Raw genomic sequence first — 16,439 nt, 5'->3', positions numbered from 1 at the left:
CGTTTTGACCTGCCGCCGGGCGGCCGGGTATCGTTGCCTGCTGTTGTACGACATTCAGAGGCGTGCCGCATCAGGTACGCTTGGTCGTTCGTGCGCGCCTGGTCACCTCGGCGCGCGACCCCAGACCGACGACGAGACAAGGTAGACCTGTGCGTACGTACAGCCCGAAGCCGGGTGAGATCGAGCGTCAGTGGCACGTCATCGACGCCTCTGATGTCGTGCTGGGCCGCCTCGCGACCCACGCCGCCACGCTGCTGCGTGGCAAGCACAAGCCGACTTTCGCGCCGCACGTCGACACGGGCGACTTCGTCGTCATCGTGAACGCGGGCAAGGTCGCGCTGACCGGCAACAAGCGCCAGCAGAAGATCGCTTACCGCCACTCCGGTTACCCGGGTGGTCTGAAGCAGGTCGGCTACGAGGAGCTGCTCACCAAGCGTCCCGAGCGGGCCATCGAGCTGGCCGTGAAGGGGATGCTCCCGCACAACAAGCTCGGCCGTCAGATTCTCAAGAAGCTGAAGGTCTACGCCGGTGCCGAGCACCCGCACGGCGCGCAGCAGCCGGTGCCGTTCGAGATCAAGCAGATCGCGCAGTGAGCGCGGGCGAAGGAAGCAGCATGACCGACATCACCGCCACCGAGGTTGCCCCTGAGGCCACCGAGGCGCCGGCGCCCGTCGCCCGCGCGCCTCGTGGCGACCGCCCGATCCAGACCGTGGGTCGGCGCAAGGAGGCCATCGTCCGGGTTCGCATCGTCCCCGGCAGCGGCAAGATCACCTGCAACGGCCGTGACCTCGAGGCCTACTTCCCGAGCAAGGTGCACCAGCAGCTGATCAAGGACCCGCTGGTGACCGCCGAGAAGGCCGAGGCGTTCGACGTGATCGCCAACCTGCGGGGTGGCGGCACCACCGGCCAGGCCGGCGCGCTGCGCCTCGCCATCGCCCGGGCGCTGATCGTCAGCGAGCCGGACGACCGCCCGGCCCTGAAGAAGGCCGGCTTCCTGACCCGTGACGCCCGGGTCAAGGAGAGCAAGAAGTACGGCCTCAAGAAGGCCCGTAAGGCTCCTCAGTACTCGAAGCGCTGATCATCAGCAGCGCCTTGTACTTCTGACGGACGGCCGGGTCCGCCTCCTCTACGGGGAGGTGGCCCGGCCGTTCGCTTTTCCTCTCCTCGCAACGGCAGTTCCTTCGGAGGTTGGCGGGTATGGGTCGGTTGTTCGGCACGGACGGCGTACGCGGGCGGGCGAACGCGGATCTCACCCCGGAGTTGGCGCTCGCGGTGGCGGTCGCCGCCGCGCACACACTCGCCGAGTCGGACAAGAGCCATCCGCCGCTCGCCGTGGTCGGCCGGGACACCCGGGCCAGCGGCGAGATGCTGGAGGCCGCGGTGGTGGCCGGGCTCACCAGCGCCGGCGCCAACGTGGTACGCGTCGGCGTGCTGCCCACCCCGGCGGTGGCGTTCCTCACCGCGGAGGCCAAGGCCGACCTGGGCGTCATGCTCTCCGCCTCACACAACCCGATGCCGGACAACGGGATCAAGCTCTTCGCCGCCGGCGGGCACAAGCTGCCCGACGAGATCGAGATGCGGATCGAGGCGGCGGTCGAGGCGAACGCCACCACCGCCTGGGAGCGGCCGATCGGCGCCGGGGTGGGCCGCGTGCACGACCTGCTCGACGGCGCCGACCACTACGTCCAGCACCTGGTCGGCACCGTGCCGCATCGGCTGGACGGGATCAAGGTGGTGGTCGACTGCGCCAACGGCGCGGCCGCCGAGGTCGCCCCGGTGGCGTACCAGGAGGCCGGCGCCGAGGTGATCGCGATCTGCGCCGAGCCGGACGGGCTCAACATCAACGACGACTGCGGCTCCAACCACCTGGACGCGCTGCGGGCCGCCGTGGTGGAGCACGGCGCGCACCTGGGCATCGCCCACGACGGCGACGCCGACCGGTGCGTGGCGGTCACCGCCGACGGCGACGAGGTCGACGGCGACCAGGTGATGGCGATCCTCGCCCTGGCCATGCGGGAGGCCGGCGCGCTGACCGAGGACACCCTGGTCGCCACCGTGATGAGCAACCTCGGCCTGAAGCTCGCCATGTCCGCCGAGGGCATCCGGCTGCTCGAGACCAAGGTCGGCGACCGGTACGTGCTGGAGGAGCTGCGCGCCTCCGGGCTGGCCCTGGGCGGCGAGCAGAGCGGCCACATCGTCATGCCCGCGTACGCCACCACCGGCGACGGGGTGCTCACCGGGCTGCACCTGATGTCCCGGATGGCGGCCACCGGCAAGTCGCTCGCCGAGCTGGCCGCCGTGGTCACCAAGCTGCCGCAGGTCCTGATCAACGTGCCGGTGGGCGACCGGACCGTGGGCTCCGCCGCGCCAGCCGTCCGGGCCGAGGTGGAGCGGGCCGAGGCCGAGCTGGGCGAGACCGGCCGCGTGCTGCTGCGCCCCTCCGGCACCGAGCCGCTGGTCCGGGTCATGGTCGAGGCGGCCACCGAGACCACCGCCCGGTCCGTGGCGGAGCGGATCGCCGAGCAGGTACGCACCGCCAGCCCGGCCGGCTGACCGCCGTTCCGGCCTCGCTCAGGGGGCCGGGCGGGCGCCGGCTGACACCGCTGTCTGTCTCCTGTGGAGCCGAGTCGTTGACGACATCAGCTCCAAAGGGAGAGAGGGGCGATGGTCCCGGCGGCTCGGGCCATCCTGGCGACCAGCTCCAGCCGGGCGGCGAGCAGGTGCCCCCGCCGCGCCCGGGACGCCCGGTGGTCAGCGCGGCGGCAGCCGGCGCAGGAAGCGGTCGGCCAGGTCGACCACCTGGTCGGCGTCCAGTTCCAGCGCCGGGGCGGCCACCGTCACCTCGGCCAGCGCGATGCCGGGCACCTCGGTGTCCCGCCAGCCGCCGACGAACCAGGCCTTCTCCTCCTCGGCGAGCGCGAGGTTGGCGGCGTTGAGCGCGTCCGCCGGGTGCGGCAACCAGAGCCGGAACTGGTGCGTGTGCGGGGGCGCCGGGTGCACCCGGGCGCCGGGCAGGGTGGCCAGCGCCGTCGCGACCACCTCTGCGTGCGCCACGTAGCCGGCGAGCCGGGGCAGCTCGTGGGTGAGGCCGGCGAGCGCGGCCAGGGCGGCCGGCGACTGCTGGAAGAGGTTTCCGCCGTAGCGGTGCCGCCAGGCCCGGGCGTAGCGGACCAGCTCGGCGGAGCCGGCCAACGCCGCACCGGAGTGCCCGCCGAGGGACTTGTAGAACGAGACGTACGTGCTGTCGGCCAGGGCGGCGACCTCGGCCGGTGAGCGTCCCAGGTGGACGGTGGACTCCCAGAGCCGGGCACCGTCCAGGTGCACCCGGGCGCCCCGTCGCCGGGCCGCCTCGACCACCGCGACCAGCTCGTCCCAGGTCGGCAGGACGAACCCGGCGTCACGCAGCGGCAGCTCCAGCAGCAGCGTGCCGATCGGCTCGTCGAGCCCGGCGATCTCCTCGGCGGTCGGGTTGCGCGGCGCGTCCGTGGTGCGTACCGGCCGCAGACCGCCGAGCACGGCGGGCGCGTCCCGCTCGTGCAGCATCGGGTGACTGAGCGGGTGCAGGCCGACGCCGTTGCGTCCGGTCAGCTCGGCACCGTACCGCATGGCGACCTGCTGGGCCAGCGTGCCGGTGGGGAAGAAGGCGACGGCCTCGGCGCCGAGCAGTTCACCGACGCGGCGTTCCAGCTCCTCGACCGCCCCGCCCTCGCCGTAGAAGTCGGGCAACAGGTCGTCGGTCGTGATCGCCCGGAGCGCCTCCAGCTGCTCGGCCACGGAGGCCGGCGGCCTGCCGGAGAGCACCGTGTCGCAGCTGCGCTGCGCCGCCATCCGGCGTAGCCGGCCGGCGTTCGGGTCGGTCATCGGTTCCCCTTCAGTTGGCGCAGCCGGTCCACCGCCTCGGTCAGCACCTCCGGGCGCTTGCAGAAGGCGAACCGGACCAGCCGCCGCCCCGCCTCGGCATCGTCGTAGAAGACCTGGTTCGGCACGGCCACCACACCGCAGCGCTCCGGCAGCGATCGGCAGAACTCGACCCCGTCCCGGCCGCCGAGCGGGGAGACGTCGGCGGTGACGAAGTATGTGCCCTCGGGGGCGAGCACGTCGAACCCGGCGTCGGTGAGCCCGGCGACGAGCTGGTCCCGCCGTCGCTGCAGGCCGTCCCGGAAGTCGGTGAAGTAGGCGTCGGGCAGGCCGAGCGCCAGCGCGACGGCCGGTTGCAGCGGCCCGGCGTTGACGAAGGTGAGGAACTGCTTCACCCGCAGCACCGCGGAGACCAGTGGGGCGGGCCCGCTCACCCAGCCGACCTTCCAGCCGGTGCAGGAGAAGGTCTTGCCGGCCGAGGAGATGCGCAGCGTCCGCTCCCGCATCCCGGGAAGCGTCGCCAGCGGTACGTGCGGGGCGGCGGCGTCGGTGAAGACCAGGTGCTCGTACACCTCGTCGGTGACCGCGTACGCGCCGTGCTCCTGGCACAGCTCGGCGACCAGGGCCAGCTCGTCGCGGGTGAACACCTTGCCGGTCGGGTTGTGCGGGGTGTTCAGCAGCACCAGCCGGGTACGCGGCCCGAACGCGGCGCGCAGCTCCGCCGGGTCGACGGCGTACCGGCCGTCGGCGGCGGGACGGAGCGTGACCGGGCGGCGGACGGCACCGGCCAGCGCGATCGAGGCCGCGTACGAGTCGTAGTACGGCTCGAAGCAGACCACCTCGTCACCCGGCTCGCAGAGGGCGAGGATGCTGGCGGCGATCGCCTCGGTGGCGCCGGCGGTCACCACGATCTCGCCGTCCGGGTCGTACGTCAGATCCCAGAAGCGGCGCTGGTGGGCCGCGACGGCTGCGCGCAGCGCCGGGATCCCCGGGCCCGGCGGGTACTGGTTGTGGCCGGAGCGGAGTGCCTCGGCGGCCGCCGCGAGCATTTCCGGCGGGCCGTCGGTGTCCGGGAAGCCCTGGCCGAGGTTGACCGCCCCGGTGCGCACGGCCAGCGCGGACATCTCGGCGAAGATGGTGGTGCCGAACGGCCGCATCCGGGCCACCAGCGGATCGGTCGTCGTCACGCGGGCCAGCCTACGGCCCGGCGCCCGCGTCGCACGACTCGCCGGTCTCACCACCCGAAGCAGGTCGCTATCGCTCCCGACGAGCTCGAATCCCGGGAGACGACCTTCCCGTCGATGGTGATCTGGCAGGTGATCGGGTCGCCGCCCCGGTTGGCGGGCAAGGCGACGATCTGCACCCGCTGCCGGTCGTTGGCGGTGAATGCCAGCCGCCACGGCGACTGCACCTCGTCGACCTGGAGGAAGTCGCCGTTGGCGTCGTAGAACTGGACGTTCACCGCTTCGGTGCCGGTCACCTCGTACACCACCTCGAACCGGCCCGGCCCGCCCGACGGGGTGGTGGCGGGGCTCGGTTGCCCGGCGGTGGCGTCCTCCTCCGGCTCGCCGTAGCCCGGGTCGCCGTAGGGCTCCCCGGACGTCACCGGATCACCGAACGAGTTGCCGAGCACGCCCAGGCCGACACAGCCGCAGAAGAGCAGCACCAGGACGGTTGCCACCCCGACGATGATCGCCGCGATCTTGCCGCCGTTCGTCCGGGTCGGCGGCATCCCCGGGTACGCGTACGGCGGCGGGTAGCCGGCCGGGGGCCAGCCGGGTGCGGCGTACCCGGGCCAGGGGTGAGCCGGCGGCGGGACCGGGGTGACGGGCGGGACGGCCGGTCGCGGCGCGTCGGCGGAACCCGGCGGCCCGGTGCGGGCCGGGTCGGCGGTCGCGTCCGGCTGGCCGGTGTTGCCCGGCGTCCCGATGCCGCCCGCCGTGCCCGCCCCGCCCGTCGGGCCGGGTGTGCCGGTCGAGCCGGGCGACCAGGGGGTCGGCGACCACGGCGCCTGCGGCACCCAGGGCTGGGGGCCGGCGAGCGGATCGGGTGGTGTCCAGGGCGCGGGCGCCGGTGGGGTGGTGGGATCGGTGTGGCCCCCGTCGGCCGACGGCTGGGGGGTCGGCGTTGGCTCGGACATCAGGTCAGCTCGCAGGGGGACGGGTGCCCAGCGCCTCGCGCATCCGCTTGATCTCAGCGCCCTGCTCCACGGTGACACTGCTGGCCATCTCGTTGAGGACGCCGTCGACTCCGAGCGCCAGCACCTCGCCCGCCATGTCGATCGCGCCCTGATGGTGCTCGACCATCATGGTGACGAACATCCGGTCGAACTCGGCGCCCCGGGCGGCGGTGAGCTGATCCAATGCCTCCGCTGACTGCATGCCGGCCATGCCGTGCTGGTGGCCGGGGCCGGAGTTCCGGTTCAAACCCCGGTCCGTCAGCCAGGTCTCCAGTGTCTTGATCTCCGGTTCCTGGGCCGCCAGGATCCGGTCCGCAATGATCTTGAGCTGCGGGTTCTTTCCCCGGTCCGCCACCAGCTTGGCCATCACGAGCGCCTGCTCGTGGTGCGGAATCATCATCGTCACGAACCGGACGTCGGCGTTGTTGTACGACGGGCGCGGCACGGGCGGCATCTCATTTGCCGGGAGGGTCTTCGCCGGCTCGCCGGGAGCCCCGGGCAGCAGCACCGGTGCGGTTGCCTTCGGCAGGCCGGGCAGGGCGAGCGATTCGGGCGGGCTCGCCTTCGCCGCCGGTTTCGGCTGGTCGTCGGGCCACCAGACGACCGCCGCGGCCCCGGCGGCCACCATGGCGAGCACGGCCAACTCGACCAGCACAATCGCCCGCGACCGTCCAAAAAGAGATCGGAACCGTACACCTAGCACAACTCGACTCCCGCCGTCCGCCCGAGGATGGCCGGGATCGTAACGCGGCGTTGACCTGCACCGGGAAGATCGCGGGCAGCGAAAAGGTTCGATTGGTCCCACCTGCGGTTATTCGTGCCGTCGCACCGCCACCACATTCACTGAACCGTGACCACAAGCGAGCGTTTAGTGTGAGCTGGGTCACAATCTTGTCTCGAACGCCAGGTTATCGTCCCGACACCCTGCTCAACCCGATGACGAAGGGTGTCCATATGTTCCAAGCAACCCCACGAGGGAGCCGAAGGCTGACCGTCAGCCTTGCCGCCACAGGCGCCCTTTTCCTGACCACCGTGGTGGCTGCGGCGCCGGCGAGCGGCGCCACCGATTCCACCGAGAACACCGACATCTGCGAATCGTTCCGGGCGGCCGGGGACAACTTCGCCGAGTACTGCATCGGCGAGGAGGCGGCCAACGACGTGGCCGCCACCAACACCATCCCGGGCGTCGACGAGATCGCCAGCACCGCGAACCTCCGGCAGATCGCCAACATCCCGAAGTTCGGCGGGTTCGCCAGCGAGGGGACGTACAACTCGGACCTGGCGTTCCAGGGCAACTACGTCTTCGCCGGCAACTACGCGGGCTTCAACGTCTTCGACGTCAGCAACCCCAGCTCGCCTCAGGTGGTCAGCCAGGTGGTCTGCCCCGGCTCGCAGGGCGACCCGTCGGTCATCGGCAACCTGCTGTTCTTCGCGGTCGACCAGCCGAGGACCGACGACTCGTGCAGCAGCGCGGTCGGTTCGGTGAGTCAGGAAAGCTCCTGGGAGGGCGTCCGGATCTTCGACATCAGCGACAAGGCGAACCCGCGGTACATCAAGTCGGTCCGGACCGACTGCGGTTCCCACACGCAGACGCTGGTGCCGAGCAAGGACGGCAAGAACGCCTACATCTACGTCCAGTCGTACGGCCCGCCCTCGAACGGCAGCGGGGCGTACTGCAAGCCGCCGCACGACAAGATCTCGATCATCAAGGTGCCGCTGGACAACCCGACCGCTGCCGCGGTGGTGGCCACCCCGGTTCTCTTCCCGGGAGCCACCGGCGCCAACTCCACCAGCGGCTGCCACGACATCACCGCCTACCCGGAGCTTGACCTGGCCGCCGGCGCCTGCATGGGCGATGGCGTCCTGATGGACATCTCCGACCGGGAGGCGCCGCGGATCATCAGCCAGGTCCGGGACACGAACTTCGCGTTCTGGCACTCGGCCACGTTCAACAACGCCGGCAACAAGGTCATCTTTACCGATGAGCTCGGCGGCGGCAGCAGCGCGATCTGCACCAGCAGCTACCGGACCAACCAGGGCGCGGACGCGATCTACGACATCGTCGGCTCCGGTGCCGACCGCAAGCTGGTCTTCAAGAGCTACTTCAAGATCCCGCGGCTGAACACCACCCGAGAGAACTGCGTTGCGCACAACGGCTCGCTGATCCCGGCCATGGGCCGCGACATCATGGTCCAGGCGTGGTACCAGGGCGGCATCTCGGTGATCGACTTCACTGACTCGGCCAACCCGGTCGAGCTCGCCTACTGGGAGCGGGGCCCGCTCTCGGAGACCCGCAACATCCTCGGTGGGGCCTGGTCGACGTACTACCACAACGGATACATCTACTCGAACGACATCCAGAAGGGCCTCGACGTCCTCAAGCTGGACGACCCGCGGACGAACAACGCCCGGGCGGTCGCGTTCGAGGAGCTGAACGTGCAGACCCAGCCCAGCTACCCGGCCTGCACCACCGTCCTGACCAACAGGCAGAACGGTGGGCTCGACATCAAGTCCGGCATCACCTGCCTCGACGGGGTGACCGTCAACGGCGCCACCAAGGTCGCGCCGGGCGCCGGTCTGATCGCCTTCAACTCGACCCTCAACGGCTCGGTCGCCGCGACCGGCGCCTCCGTGGTGTCGATCGTGGAGAGCAAGGTGAACGGCTCGGTGGACGCCATCGGCGGCACCGTGCGGGACAGCGCGGTCACCGGATCGGTGAAGACGAGCTGACCCACCGGCACACTCAAGGCACGACAGCTCCGGCCCGGCGGCTCCGCCGGGCCGGAGCCCTTTTGTTTCCGGCCACTGGCCGTGGCGCCCGAAGCGGGGGGCTGGCGGGTGGGCCCTCCCATGCGTCGCTCGTTGGTGGGGATTTGTCCGATCCTTGCCCTCTGACCATCAGTTCGCTCAGATTCAGTGATTGTTTACCCGGCTTCCGAGCACGCGTGGTGAGCGAAACTGGGTTAGGCTGCGGACCATGTGTGGAATCGTGGGTTACGCCGGCGCGCGCCCGGCGCTCGGCATCGTGCTGGACGGACTGCGGCGGCTGGAGTACCGCGGCTACGACTCGGCCGGGGTGGCCGTCGTCTGCGACGACGAGCTGCTGATCGAGAAGAAGGCCGGCAAGCTGGCCAACCTGGAGAAGGTCCTGGCCGAGCGCGCGGCCACCGATCCGGAGTCCTGCGCGGCCAGCCCGATCGGCATCGGCGACGGCACCACCAGCATCGGCCACACCCGCTGGGCCACCCACGGCGGGCCGACCGACCGCAACGCCCACCCACACCTGTCCCCCGACGGCCGAGTCGCCGTGATCCACAACGGCATCATCGAGAACTTCGCCCGGCTCCGCGCCGAACTGGAGGCCGAGGGCGTCGAGTTCGCCAGCGACACCGACACCGAGTGCGCCGCCCACCTGCTCGCCCGGTCGCTGGCCGGCCTGCGCGCGGCGGGCGAGGTCGACAGCCCGCAGCTGCTCGCCTCCGCCATGCGGCTGGTCTGCCAGCGGCTGGAGGGCGCGTTCACCCTGCTCGCCGTCGACGCCGGGATCCCCGGCGCGGTGGTCGGCGCCCGGCGCAACTCGCCCCTGGTCGTCGGCCGTGGTGACGGCGAGAACTACCTGGCCAGCGACGTGGCCGCGTTCATCGAGCACACCCGCGACGCGGTCGAGCTGGGCCAGGACCAGATCGTCCTGATCACCCCGGACGACATCGAGATCACCGACTTCGCCGGCCAGCCCGCCACCGGCAAGGACTTCCACATCGACTGGGACTCCTCCGCCGCCGAGAAGGGCGGCTACGACTGGTTCATGCTCAAGGAGATCGAGGAGCAGCCGCAGGCCATCGCCGACACGCTGCTCGGCCGGCTCACCGAGACCGGTGAGATCGCCCTCGACGAGGTCCGGCTCAGCGAGCAGGACCTGCGCGACGTCGACAAGATCTTCATCGTCGCCTGCGGCACCGCCTACCACTCCGGCCTGGTCGCCAAGTACGCCATCGAGCACTGGACCCGGATCCCCTGCGAGGTGGAGCTGGCCAGCGAGTTCCGCTACCGCGACCCGGTGCTGGACCGCTCCACGCTGATCGTGGTCATCTCGCAGTCCGGTGAGACCATGGACACCCTGATGGCCCTGCGCCACGCCAAGGAGCAGAAGGCCCGGGTGCTCGCCATCTGCAACACCAACGGCTCCACCATCCCGCGCGAGTCCGACGCCGTCCTCTACACCCACGGCGGCCCGGAGATCGCGGTCGCCTCGACCAAGGCATTCCTCACCCAGCTCGTCGCCTGCTACCTGATCGGCCTGCACCTGGCCCAGGTACGCGGGATCAAGTTCGCCGACGAGGTGGGCGCGGTCGTCGAGCAACTCCAGGAGGTGCCGGGCAAGCTGCGCGAGCTGCTCGACCGGATCGAGCCCGTCCGGGAGCTCGCCCGTGACCTGAAGTCCGAGCCGACGGTGCTCTTCATCGGCCGGCACGTCGGCTACCCGGTGGCGCTGGAGGGCGCGCTGAAGCTCAAGGAACTGGCGTACATGCACGCCGAGGGCTTCGCCGCCGGCGAGCTGAAGCACGGCCCGATCGCACTGATCGACAAGGGCACCCCGGTCATCTGCATCGTGCCGTCGCCGATCGGCCGGGGCATGCTGCACGACAAGGTCGTCTCCAACATCCAGGAGGTACGCGCCCGGGGCGCCCGCACCATCGTGATCGCGGAGGAGGGCGACCAGGCGGTCGTCCGCTACGCCGACCACCTGATCTACGTGCCGCGGGTGCCGACGCTGCTGGCGCCGCTGGTGACCACGGTGCCGCTCCAGGTGCTCGCCGCCGAGATCGCCGCCGCGCGCGGGCACGATGTCGACCAGCCGCGCAACCTGGCCAAGTCGGTCACGGTCGAGTAGTCCACCCCGGCCAGGCCCCTCCGCTCCCGGGTGGAGGGGCCGCGTCGTCTCCGTACCCGCCGCGCTCATCGGCCCAGCACGATCCGGGCCATCCCGTCCAGCGCCGGGTTGCCGGGCTCCCAGTAGCCGGTGTGGCCGTACCGGCCGCTGGGGAAGCGCCGGCCGCCGAAGCCGGGGTCGCTCGGGTCGCGCCCGAACCACAGCCCGGGATCGTGCCGGTCGAGCACCGCCGCCACCGGGCCGAGGGGCGTCCCCGCCAGCACCGCCCGGCGGGCCAGCTCGTCCGGCGGCCGGGCCAGCCGGATCACGTCGTCCGGCGCGGTGCTGGCCCAGACCTGCCCGGGCGGCATCCGCAGCTCGCTCGCGTGGTCGACCCCGGCACCGGGGGAGCCGACGAAGACCAGCGCATCGGCGCTCAGCCCGTGGTCGCGGGCGGCGGTGCCGACCACCAGCGAGCCGTAGTTGTGGCCGAGCACGGTCTGCCGGGCCGGCGGGCCGTCGTGCGAGGCGCGCAGCCCTTCCTGGAACCGGTGCAGCGCCGGCCCGGCGTCCTCCGCCTGCCGGGCCCCGGCCGCCTCGAGCAGGTGGTCCGGCGCGTCGTAGTCCAGCCAGAGCACGGCCGCCGTCTCCTCGCCCGGGCCGAGCGCCGTGCACCGCTCCAACACCCGCGCGGCCCGGCCCAGCTCGCCGGGGGCGTCGGCGAGGTCCGCGGTCATTCCAGGGACGTACGTCAGCACGGCTGCCGCCCGGTCCGGGTTGCCCAGCGCCACCACCGCGCGCCCGTCCCCGGCCGGATCGAGCCCGAGCAGGTACGCCCGGGGCGCCCTCGCCTCGTCCAGCCGCTCGGTGAGCCCGTCGAGGCCGCGCAGGGCCGCCTCCAGCCGGGCGAGCCGGGCCAGCCGGGCCAGCTCGGGCGGCCCCAGCGGCAGCGGACGCAGCAGCCCCACGCGGGCAGCGACCAGCCCCGCCCGCCGTTCGCCCAGCAGCAGCCGGTTGGCCTGATCCCGGGCTGCCACCGGCACCCCGTCGAGGTGACCGATGCGGGCCGGCTCGTGGCCGACCAGCCAGCGGCGCTCGGCCGGGGTGAGCCCCGCCCACCAGCGGCTCACCTCAGCCGGCCCGGCGCCGGGTGCCGGTCGCGCGCCGGGCGGGACGCTCACCCAGCCGGTGGCCGCCGCCGTGCTGAGCTCGCCCAGCCGGGCGGCGGCCTCCCGGTCCGCGCCACCGGCCAGCGCCAGTGCGGCCCGCAGCTCGGCCGCCACCTGGGCGACCCCCGGCCCGGCCGGGGCGCGGCGCGGGTGGGCCGGATCGGGCCGGACCGCACCCACCCGGTCCACCAGCAGGCCGCCCGCGTCGGCGTGCGCCACGGCGGCGGCGAGCCGGGCCTTCGCCGTGGCGAGCCGGGCGGCGAACTCGGCGAGCACCTGGTCGACCTCGACCAGCGCGGGCAGCACGTCGGTCAGTGCGCCGCGCAGCGCCCCGATCCGGCCCTGCGCCGCGCCGGCGGCCCCGCCGGACCAGCCGGGCCGCAGCGCGGCCACTCGGGCGTCCAGCCCCCGCCAGGCCGCCCCGCCCCGGGTCCAGGCACCCGGGTCGGCTGCCCAGAGCTGGGCGTATCCGACCGGAGCGGAGGTATCACCGGCCGGCGCCCGCGCGCCGGATGCGGACCCCGGCCGCGCGGCCTCCCGGCGCAGGGTCGGCGCGTCGCCCGGGCCGGCCGGACCGGGTCGGGCGGGCGTGGAGCGGGCTGCCGAGGTGCTGGCGGGGCCCGTCACCGGGGGATCCCGGCCAGCCGGCGGGCGGCCCGCTCGTCGGTCGCCTGGTAGCCGTCGGCGGCGCCGCGGACCGCGTCGGCGGTGCTCGCCACCCGGGCGGCGAGCGCCCCGGACCACCGGTGCACCGCTGCCTCCAGCTCGGCCAGCGCGGCCCCGGCCCGCCAGCCGTCGGCCGGCACCACCAGCCCCGGCGTGCCGGCCAGCCCGTGTGCCAGCCGGTACGCGTCGTCGCCCAACTGCCGGGCGACCCCGCGCAGCAGCTCCGGCTCGACGGTGAACGGCTCCTCGGTCATCGGCGGACTCCCCCGGACAACGGGCCGCCGGCGGGGCTCACCGGCGGCGGAACCAACGGTCGCCTGCAGGACCAGGCAACCGGGACGCTAGGCGTCGTCCGCGCACCCCCACCGGCCCTGTGGACAGCCGGCGGCGGCCGTACCCCCGGGTTGTCCACAGGCGTTGTCCACCGCGCAGCCGGCGGCTAATGTGCGGCCGCGACCGCCGGTAGGGTGAGGTCCGTGATCGTGGCTGTCGGCATCGACGTCGTGCTGGTGGACCGGTTCGCCCGGGCCCTGGCACGGACCCCGCTGCTCGCCGACCGCCTGTTCACCGAGGCCGAGCGGTTCACCCGCTCCGGCAACCCGCGCTCGCCCGAGTCGATGGCCGCCCGGTTCGCGGCCAAGGAGGCGGTGGCCAAGGCGCTCGGCGCGCCGGGCGGGCTGCGCTGGCACGACTGCGAGATCGTGCCGGATCCGGACGGCCGGCCCTGGCTGACCGTCTCCGGCACGGTGGCCGCCGCCTCGGCCGACCGCGGGATCAACCGCTGGCATCTGTCGTTGTCGCACGACGGCGGGATCGCGTCGGCGATGGTGGTCGCGGAGCGGTGAGGCGACCGGCGGGCTGGCCGGCCCGCCTGGCGAAACAACGGACGGGACGGGGTGGCATGAGACCGGTGTGGCGGGTCGCGGACGTACGCGCGGCGGAGGCCGGCCTGCTGGCCACCCTGCCGCCCGGGGCGCTGATGCAGCGGGCCGCCGCCGGGCTGGCCCGCCGCTGCGCCCTGCTGCTCTCCGATCGGGGCGGCGTCTACGGTGCCCAGGTGCTGCTGCTGGTCGGCTCCGGCGACAACGGCGGCGACGCCCTGTACGCGGGCGCGCACCTGGCCCGCCGGGGCGCCGCGGTTTCGACTCTGCTGCTCAGTCCCGGCCGGGCGCACGCCGAGGGGCTGGCCGCGCTGCGGGCCGCCGGCGGGCGGCTGGTGGACCGGCCGCCGGCCGTGGTGGACCTGGTGCTGGACGGCATCGTCGGGATCGGCGGCACCGGCGGGCTGCGGGAGACCGCCGAGCAGCTCGCGGCGAGCCTGGCGGGGCGCTCCGGGCGGGACGGTGCCCGGGCCACCGTGGTGGCGGTGGACGTGCCGAGCGGCGTCGCGGTGGACACCGGCCACGTGCCGCTCACCGCCTCCGGCCGCCCGTGCGCGGTGCGCGCCGACGTGACGGTCGCCTTCGGGGCGTTGAAGCCGGCCCTGGTGGTCGGCCCGGCCGCCGCGCTCGCCGGGCACGTGGACCTGGTCGACATCGGGCTGGGGCCGTGGCTGCGCGGGACCCCCGCGCTGCGGGTCACCGAGTGGTCGGACGTGGTCGACTGGTGGCCGCGGCTCGGCCCGTCCTCGGAGAAGTACAGCCGGGGCGTGGTCGGCGTGGCGACCGGCTCGGCCACGTACCCCGGGGCGGCGGTGCTCTCGGTGGGCGGCGCACTGGCCGGTCCGACCGGCATGGTCCGGTACGCGGGCGGGGCCCGCGCGGAGGTGCTGCACCACCACCCGTCGGTGATCGCCACCGGCCGGGTCGCCGATGCCGGCCGCGTGCAGGCCTGGGTCTGCGGCTCCGGGTTGGGCACCGGCGAGGAGGCCGCCACGGAGCTGCGGGCCGTGCTCAGCGCGCCGGTGCCGGCGGTGCTCGACGCCGACGCGCTCACCCTGCTGGTCGACGGCGCGATGGCGGACCTGCTGCGCAAGCGGGACGCGCCGATCGTGGTGACTCCGCACGACCGCGAGTACGCCCGGCTCTGCGGAGAGACCCCGGGCGCGGACCGGGTGTCGGCCGCGCTGCGGCTGGCCGCCTGGATGAACGCGGTGGTGCTGCTCAAGGGCGACCGGACGATCATCGGCACCCCGGCCGGCCGGGCGTACGTCAACCCGACCGGCACCCCGGTGCTGGCCACCGGGGGCACCGGCGACGTGCTGGCCGGGCTGCTCGGCGCGTTGCTCGCGGCCGGGCTGCCCGCCGAGCGGGCGGCCGCCGCGGCGGCGTACCTGCATGGGCTGGCTGGCCGGGAGGCGGCCCGGGGTGGTCCGGTGACCGCACCCGACGTGGCCACCGCGCTCCGCCCGGTGATCGCCCGCCTGGGCTGACCGCGGCGGCCCACCGGCGCGGCCGGCGGACGGGTGTGTCCGCGGGCGTGCCAGCGGGCGGACCACGCGGCTCCGGGCCAGGGTGATCACCGGCGGAAGTAGGCTGGGGGCATGTGGCAGTCGGAGGTGCGCGTCGACCTGGACGCGATCCGGGAGAACGTGGCCCACCTGAGGGCGGGCACCAGCGCCGAGCTGATGGCGGTGGTGAAGGCCGACGGGTATGGCCACGGCATGGTGCCGGCCGCCCGCGCCGCGCTCGACGCCGGCGCGGACTGGCTCGGGGTCTGCACTCTCGACGAGGCGCTCAACCTGCGCCAGGCGGGGATCACCGCGCCCGTGCTGGCCTGGCTGCTCGCGCCGGGGCTGCCGTTGCACGACGGCGTCGCGGTCGGCGTCGACCTGGGCTGCGCCAGCCTCGCCCAGCTCGACGAGATGATCGAGGCGAGCGGCCGGGCGGAGCGCCCGGCCCAGGTGCACCTGAAGATCGACACCGGCCTGGCGCGCGGCGGGGCTACCGTCGCCGACTGGCCCGCCCTGCTGGAGGCCGCCGCGAAGGCCGAGGCCGACGGCCTGGTCGAGGTGGTCGGGGTGTGGAGCCACTTCGCGTACGCCGACTCGCCCGGCCACCCCACCATCGACCGGCAGCTTGCCGTCTTCCACGAGGGGCTGGCCATGGTCGAGAAGGCGGGGCTGCGCCCCCGTTACCGGCACCTGGCCAACTCGGCCGCCACCCTGACCCGCCAGGACACCCACTTCGACCTGGTCCGCCCCGGTCTGGCGGTCTACGGCCTGTCCCCGGTGGCCGGCGAGCAGTTCGGGCTGCGCCCGGCGATGACCGCCCGGGCCCGGGTGATGCTGACCAAGCGGGTCCCGGCCGGCACCGGCGTGTCGTACGGCCACACCTACCTCACCGAGCGGGAGGCCAACCTGGCCGTCATCCCGCTCGGGTACGCCGACGGGGTGCCCCGGCACGCCTCGAACACCGGTCCGGTGCAGCTCGGCGGCAGGCGGCGGACCATCTCCGGCCGGGTCTGCATGGACCAGTTCGTGCTGGACTGCGGCGACGACGAGGTGGCGGCCGGCGATGTGGCGACCCTCTTCGGCAGCGGCGCGGCCGGCGAGCCCACCGCCGACGACTGGGCCGAGGCGGTCGGCACGATCAACTACGAGATCGTGACCCGGTTCGGCGGGGTCCGGGTGCCCCGCGTCTACGACGGCGAACGACCGTGAGCGCGAGGACGCGCGTTCCGGGGCGGCTCGCGTGGGACGCGGCCGAGCCGGAATGCGCGCATGAGCCGGGGTTGCGAGCCCCGCAGTCGCGAACCG

Annotated in this window: 14 protein-coding genes; 8 read left to right on the top strand and 6 right to left on the bottom strand. The window is 73.6% G+C overall.

What is annotated here, in order from left to right:
• Window positions 1–149: 149 nt before the first annotated feature.
• From rplM to glmM, 3 genes are all read left to right on the top strand, one after another.
• Window positions 150–593 (top strand): 50S ribosomal protein L13, encoded by a 444-nt coding sequence (gene rplM / locus ABZ783_RS15375; RefSeq protein WP_073834885.1) that lies wholly within the window; start codon window positions 150–152, stop codon window positions 591–593.
• 20 nt (window positions 594–613) lie between these two features.
• A complete protein-coding gene (gene rpsI / locus ABZ783_RS15370; RefSeq protein WP_030501567.1) occupies window positions 614–1,078 on the top strand; it encodes a 30S ribosomal protein S9 in 465 nt (154 codons plus the stop codon).
• A gap of 119 nt (window positions 1,079–1,197) precedes the next feature.
• Window positions 1,198–2,553 carry a phosphoglucosamine mutase gene (gene glmM, locus ABZ783_RS15365; protein ID WP_357438115.1) on the top strand — a complete coding sequence of 452 codons (1,356 nt, stop codon included), beginning with the start codon at window positions 1,198–1,200 and terminating at the stop codon, window positions 2,551–2,553.
• 198 nt (window positions 2,554–2,751) lie between these two features.
• Here glmM and ABZ783_RS15360 read toward each other — a convergent pair whose 3' ends face one another.
• Genes ABZ783_RS15360 through ABZ783_RS15345 form a run of 4 tightly spaced genes read right to left on the bottom strand, consistent with a single transcriptional unit; the run spans window position 2,752 to window position 6,692 of the window.
• A complete protein-coding gene (locus tag ABZ783_RS15360) occupies window positions 2,752–3,861 on the bottom strand; it encodes a beta-eliminating lyase-related protein (RefSeq protein WP_357438112.1) in 1,110 nt (369 codons plus the stop codon).
• Entirely contained in the window at window positions 3,858–5,045 is a 1,188-nt protein-coding gene (locus ABZ783_RS15355) for a pyridoxal phosphate-dependent aminotransferase (RefSeq protein ID WP_357438109.1), read from the bottom strand. Before ABZ783_RS15355 ends, ABZ783_RS15360 begins: the two co-directional genes overlap by 4 nt.
• Before the next feature lie 47 nt (window positions 5,046–5,092).
• Window positions 5,093–5,998 carry an MmpS family transport accessory protein gene (locus ABZ783_RS15350; RefSeq protein ID WP_357438106.1) on the bottom strand — a complete coding sequence of 302 codons (906 nt, stop codon included), beginning with the start codon at window positions 5,996–5,998 and terminating at the stop codon, window positions 5,093–5,095.
• 4 nt (window positions 5,999–6,002) lie between these two features.
• Window positions 6,003–6,692 carry a DUF305 domain-containing protein gene (locus ABZ783_RS15345; protein ID WP_357438104.1) on the bottom strand — a complete coding sequence of 230 codons (690 nt, stop codon included), beginning with the start codon at window positions 6,690–6,692 and terminating at the stop codon, window positions 6,003–6,005.
• Window positions 6,693–6,991: 299 nt separating this feature from the next.
• Here ABZ783_RS15345 and ABZ783_RS15340 point away from each other — a divergent pair, with 299 nt between their 5' ends.
• On the top strand, window positions 6,992–8,767 hold the full coding sequence (locus tag ABZ783_RS15340) for a hypothetical protein (RefSeq protein WP_357438102.1): 1,776 nt from the start codon (window positions 6,992–6,994) through the stop codon (window positions 8,765–8,767).
• Window positions 8,768–9,014: 247 nt separating this feature from the next.
• Complete coding sequence (gene glmS, locus ABZ783_RS15335; RefSeq protein ID WP_073834880.1) at window positions 9,015–10,928, top strand: glutamine--fructose-6-phosphate transaminase (isomerizing); 1,914 nt, start codon at window positions 9,015–9,017, stop codon at window positions 10,926–10,928.
• Between the two features lie 65 nt (window positions 10,929–10,993).
• Here glmS and ABZ783_RS15330 read toward each other — a convergent pair whose 3' ends face one another.
• Together ABZ783_RS15330 and ABZ783_RS15325 are read right to left on the bottom strand one after the other, a co-directional pair.
• Window positions 10,994–12,703: an alpha/beta hydrolase gene (locus tag ABZ783_RS15330; protein ID WP_357438098.1), complete on the bottom strand. Its 1,710-nt coding sequence runs from the start codon at window positions 12,701–12,703 to the stop codon at window positions 10,994–10,996.
• On the bottom strand, window positions 12,700–12,996 hold the full coding sequence (locus ABZ783_RS15325) for a type VII secretion target (RefSeq protein ID WP_357438096.1): 297 nt from the start codon (window positions 12,994–12,996) through the stop codon (window positions 12,700–12,702). Before ABZ783_RS15325 ends, ABZ783_RS15330 begins: the two co-directional genes overlap by 4 nt.
• 222 nt (window positions 12,997–13,218) lie before the next feature.
• On the opposite strand from ABZ783_RS15325, the gene ABZ783_RS15320 reads away from it, so the two are divergent.
• The 3 genes from ABZ783_RS15320 (at window position 13,219) to alr (ending at window position 16,343) form a co-directional block, all read left to right on the top strand.
• Window positions 13,219–13,587 (top strand): holo-ACP synthase, encoded by a 369-nt coding sequence (locus ABZ783_RS15320; protein WP_073834878.1) that lies wholly within the window; start codon window positions 13,219–13,221, stop codon window positions 13,585–13,587.
• 56 nt (window positions 13,588–13,643) lie between these two features.
• Window positions 13,644–15,113 (top strand): NAD(P)H-hydrate dehydratase, encoded by a 1,470-nt coding sequence (locus tag ABZ783_RS15315; protein ID WP_357438093.1) that lies wholly within the window; start codon window positions 13,644–13,646, stop codon window positions 15,111–15,113.
• A 111-nt stretch (window positions 15,114–15,224) separates the two neighbouring features.
• Window positions 15,225–16,343, top strand: a complete 1,119-nt coding sequence (alr, locus tag ABZ783_RS15310) for an alanine racemase (RefSeq protein WP_357438091.1) — start codon at window positions 15,225–15,227, stop codon at window positions 16,341–16,343.
• Window positions 16,344–16,439: the final 96 nt, after the last annotated feature.

Source organism: Micromonospora sp. NPDC047738 (assembly GCF_040642675.1).
Classification (GTDB): Bacteria; Actinomycetota; Actinomycetes; order Mycobacteriales; family Micromonosporaceae; genus Micromonospora.
The sequence above is the reverse complement of the archived record's forward strand: the minus strand, read 5'-3'. Positions and strand labels throughout refer to the sequence as shown.

Bases quoted from the DNA above. Each gene is read 5' to 3' on its own strand.
- glmS (WP_073834880.1), top strand. From the start codon at position 9,015: ATGTGTGGAATCGTGGGTTACGCCGGCGCGCGCCCGGCGCTCGGCATC.
- ABZ783_RS15325 (WP_357438096.1), bottom strand. From the start codon at position 12,996: ATGACCGAGGAGCCGTTCACCGTCGAGCCGGAGCTGCTGCGCGGGGTC.
- ABZ783_RS15360 (WP_357438112.1), bottom strand. From the start codon at position 3,861: ATGACCGACCCGAACGCCGGCCGGCTACGCCGGATGGCGGCGCAGCGC.
- ABZ783_RS15350 (WP_357438106.1), bottom strand. From the start codon at position 5,998: ATGTCCGAGCCAACGCCGACCCCCCAGCCGTCGGCCGACGGGGGCCAC.
- rpsI (WP_030501567.1), top strand. From the start codon at position 614: ATGACCGACATCACCGCCACCGAGGTTGCCCCTGAGGCCACCGAGGCG.
- glmM (WP_357438115.1), top strand. From the start codon at position 1,198: ATGGGTCGGTTGTTCGGCACGGACGGCGTACGCGGGCGGGCGAACGCG.
- alr (WP_357438091.1), top strand. From the start codon at position 15,225: ATGTGGCAGTCGGAGGTGCGCGTCGACCTGGACGCGATCCGGGAGAAC.
- ABZ783_RS15340 (WP_357438102.1), top strand. From the start codon at position 6,992: ATGTTCCAAGCAACCCCACGAGGGAGCCGAAGGCTGACCGTCAGCCTT.
- ABZ783_RS15315 (WP_357438093.1), top strand. From the start codon at position 13,644: ATGAGACCGGTGTGGCGGGTCGCGGACGTACGCGCGGCGGAGGCCGGC.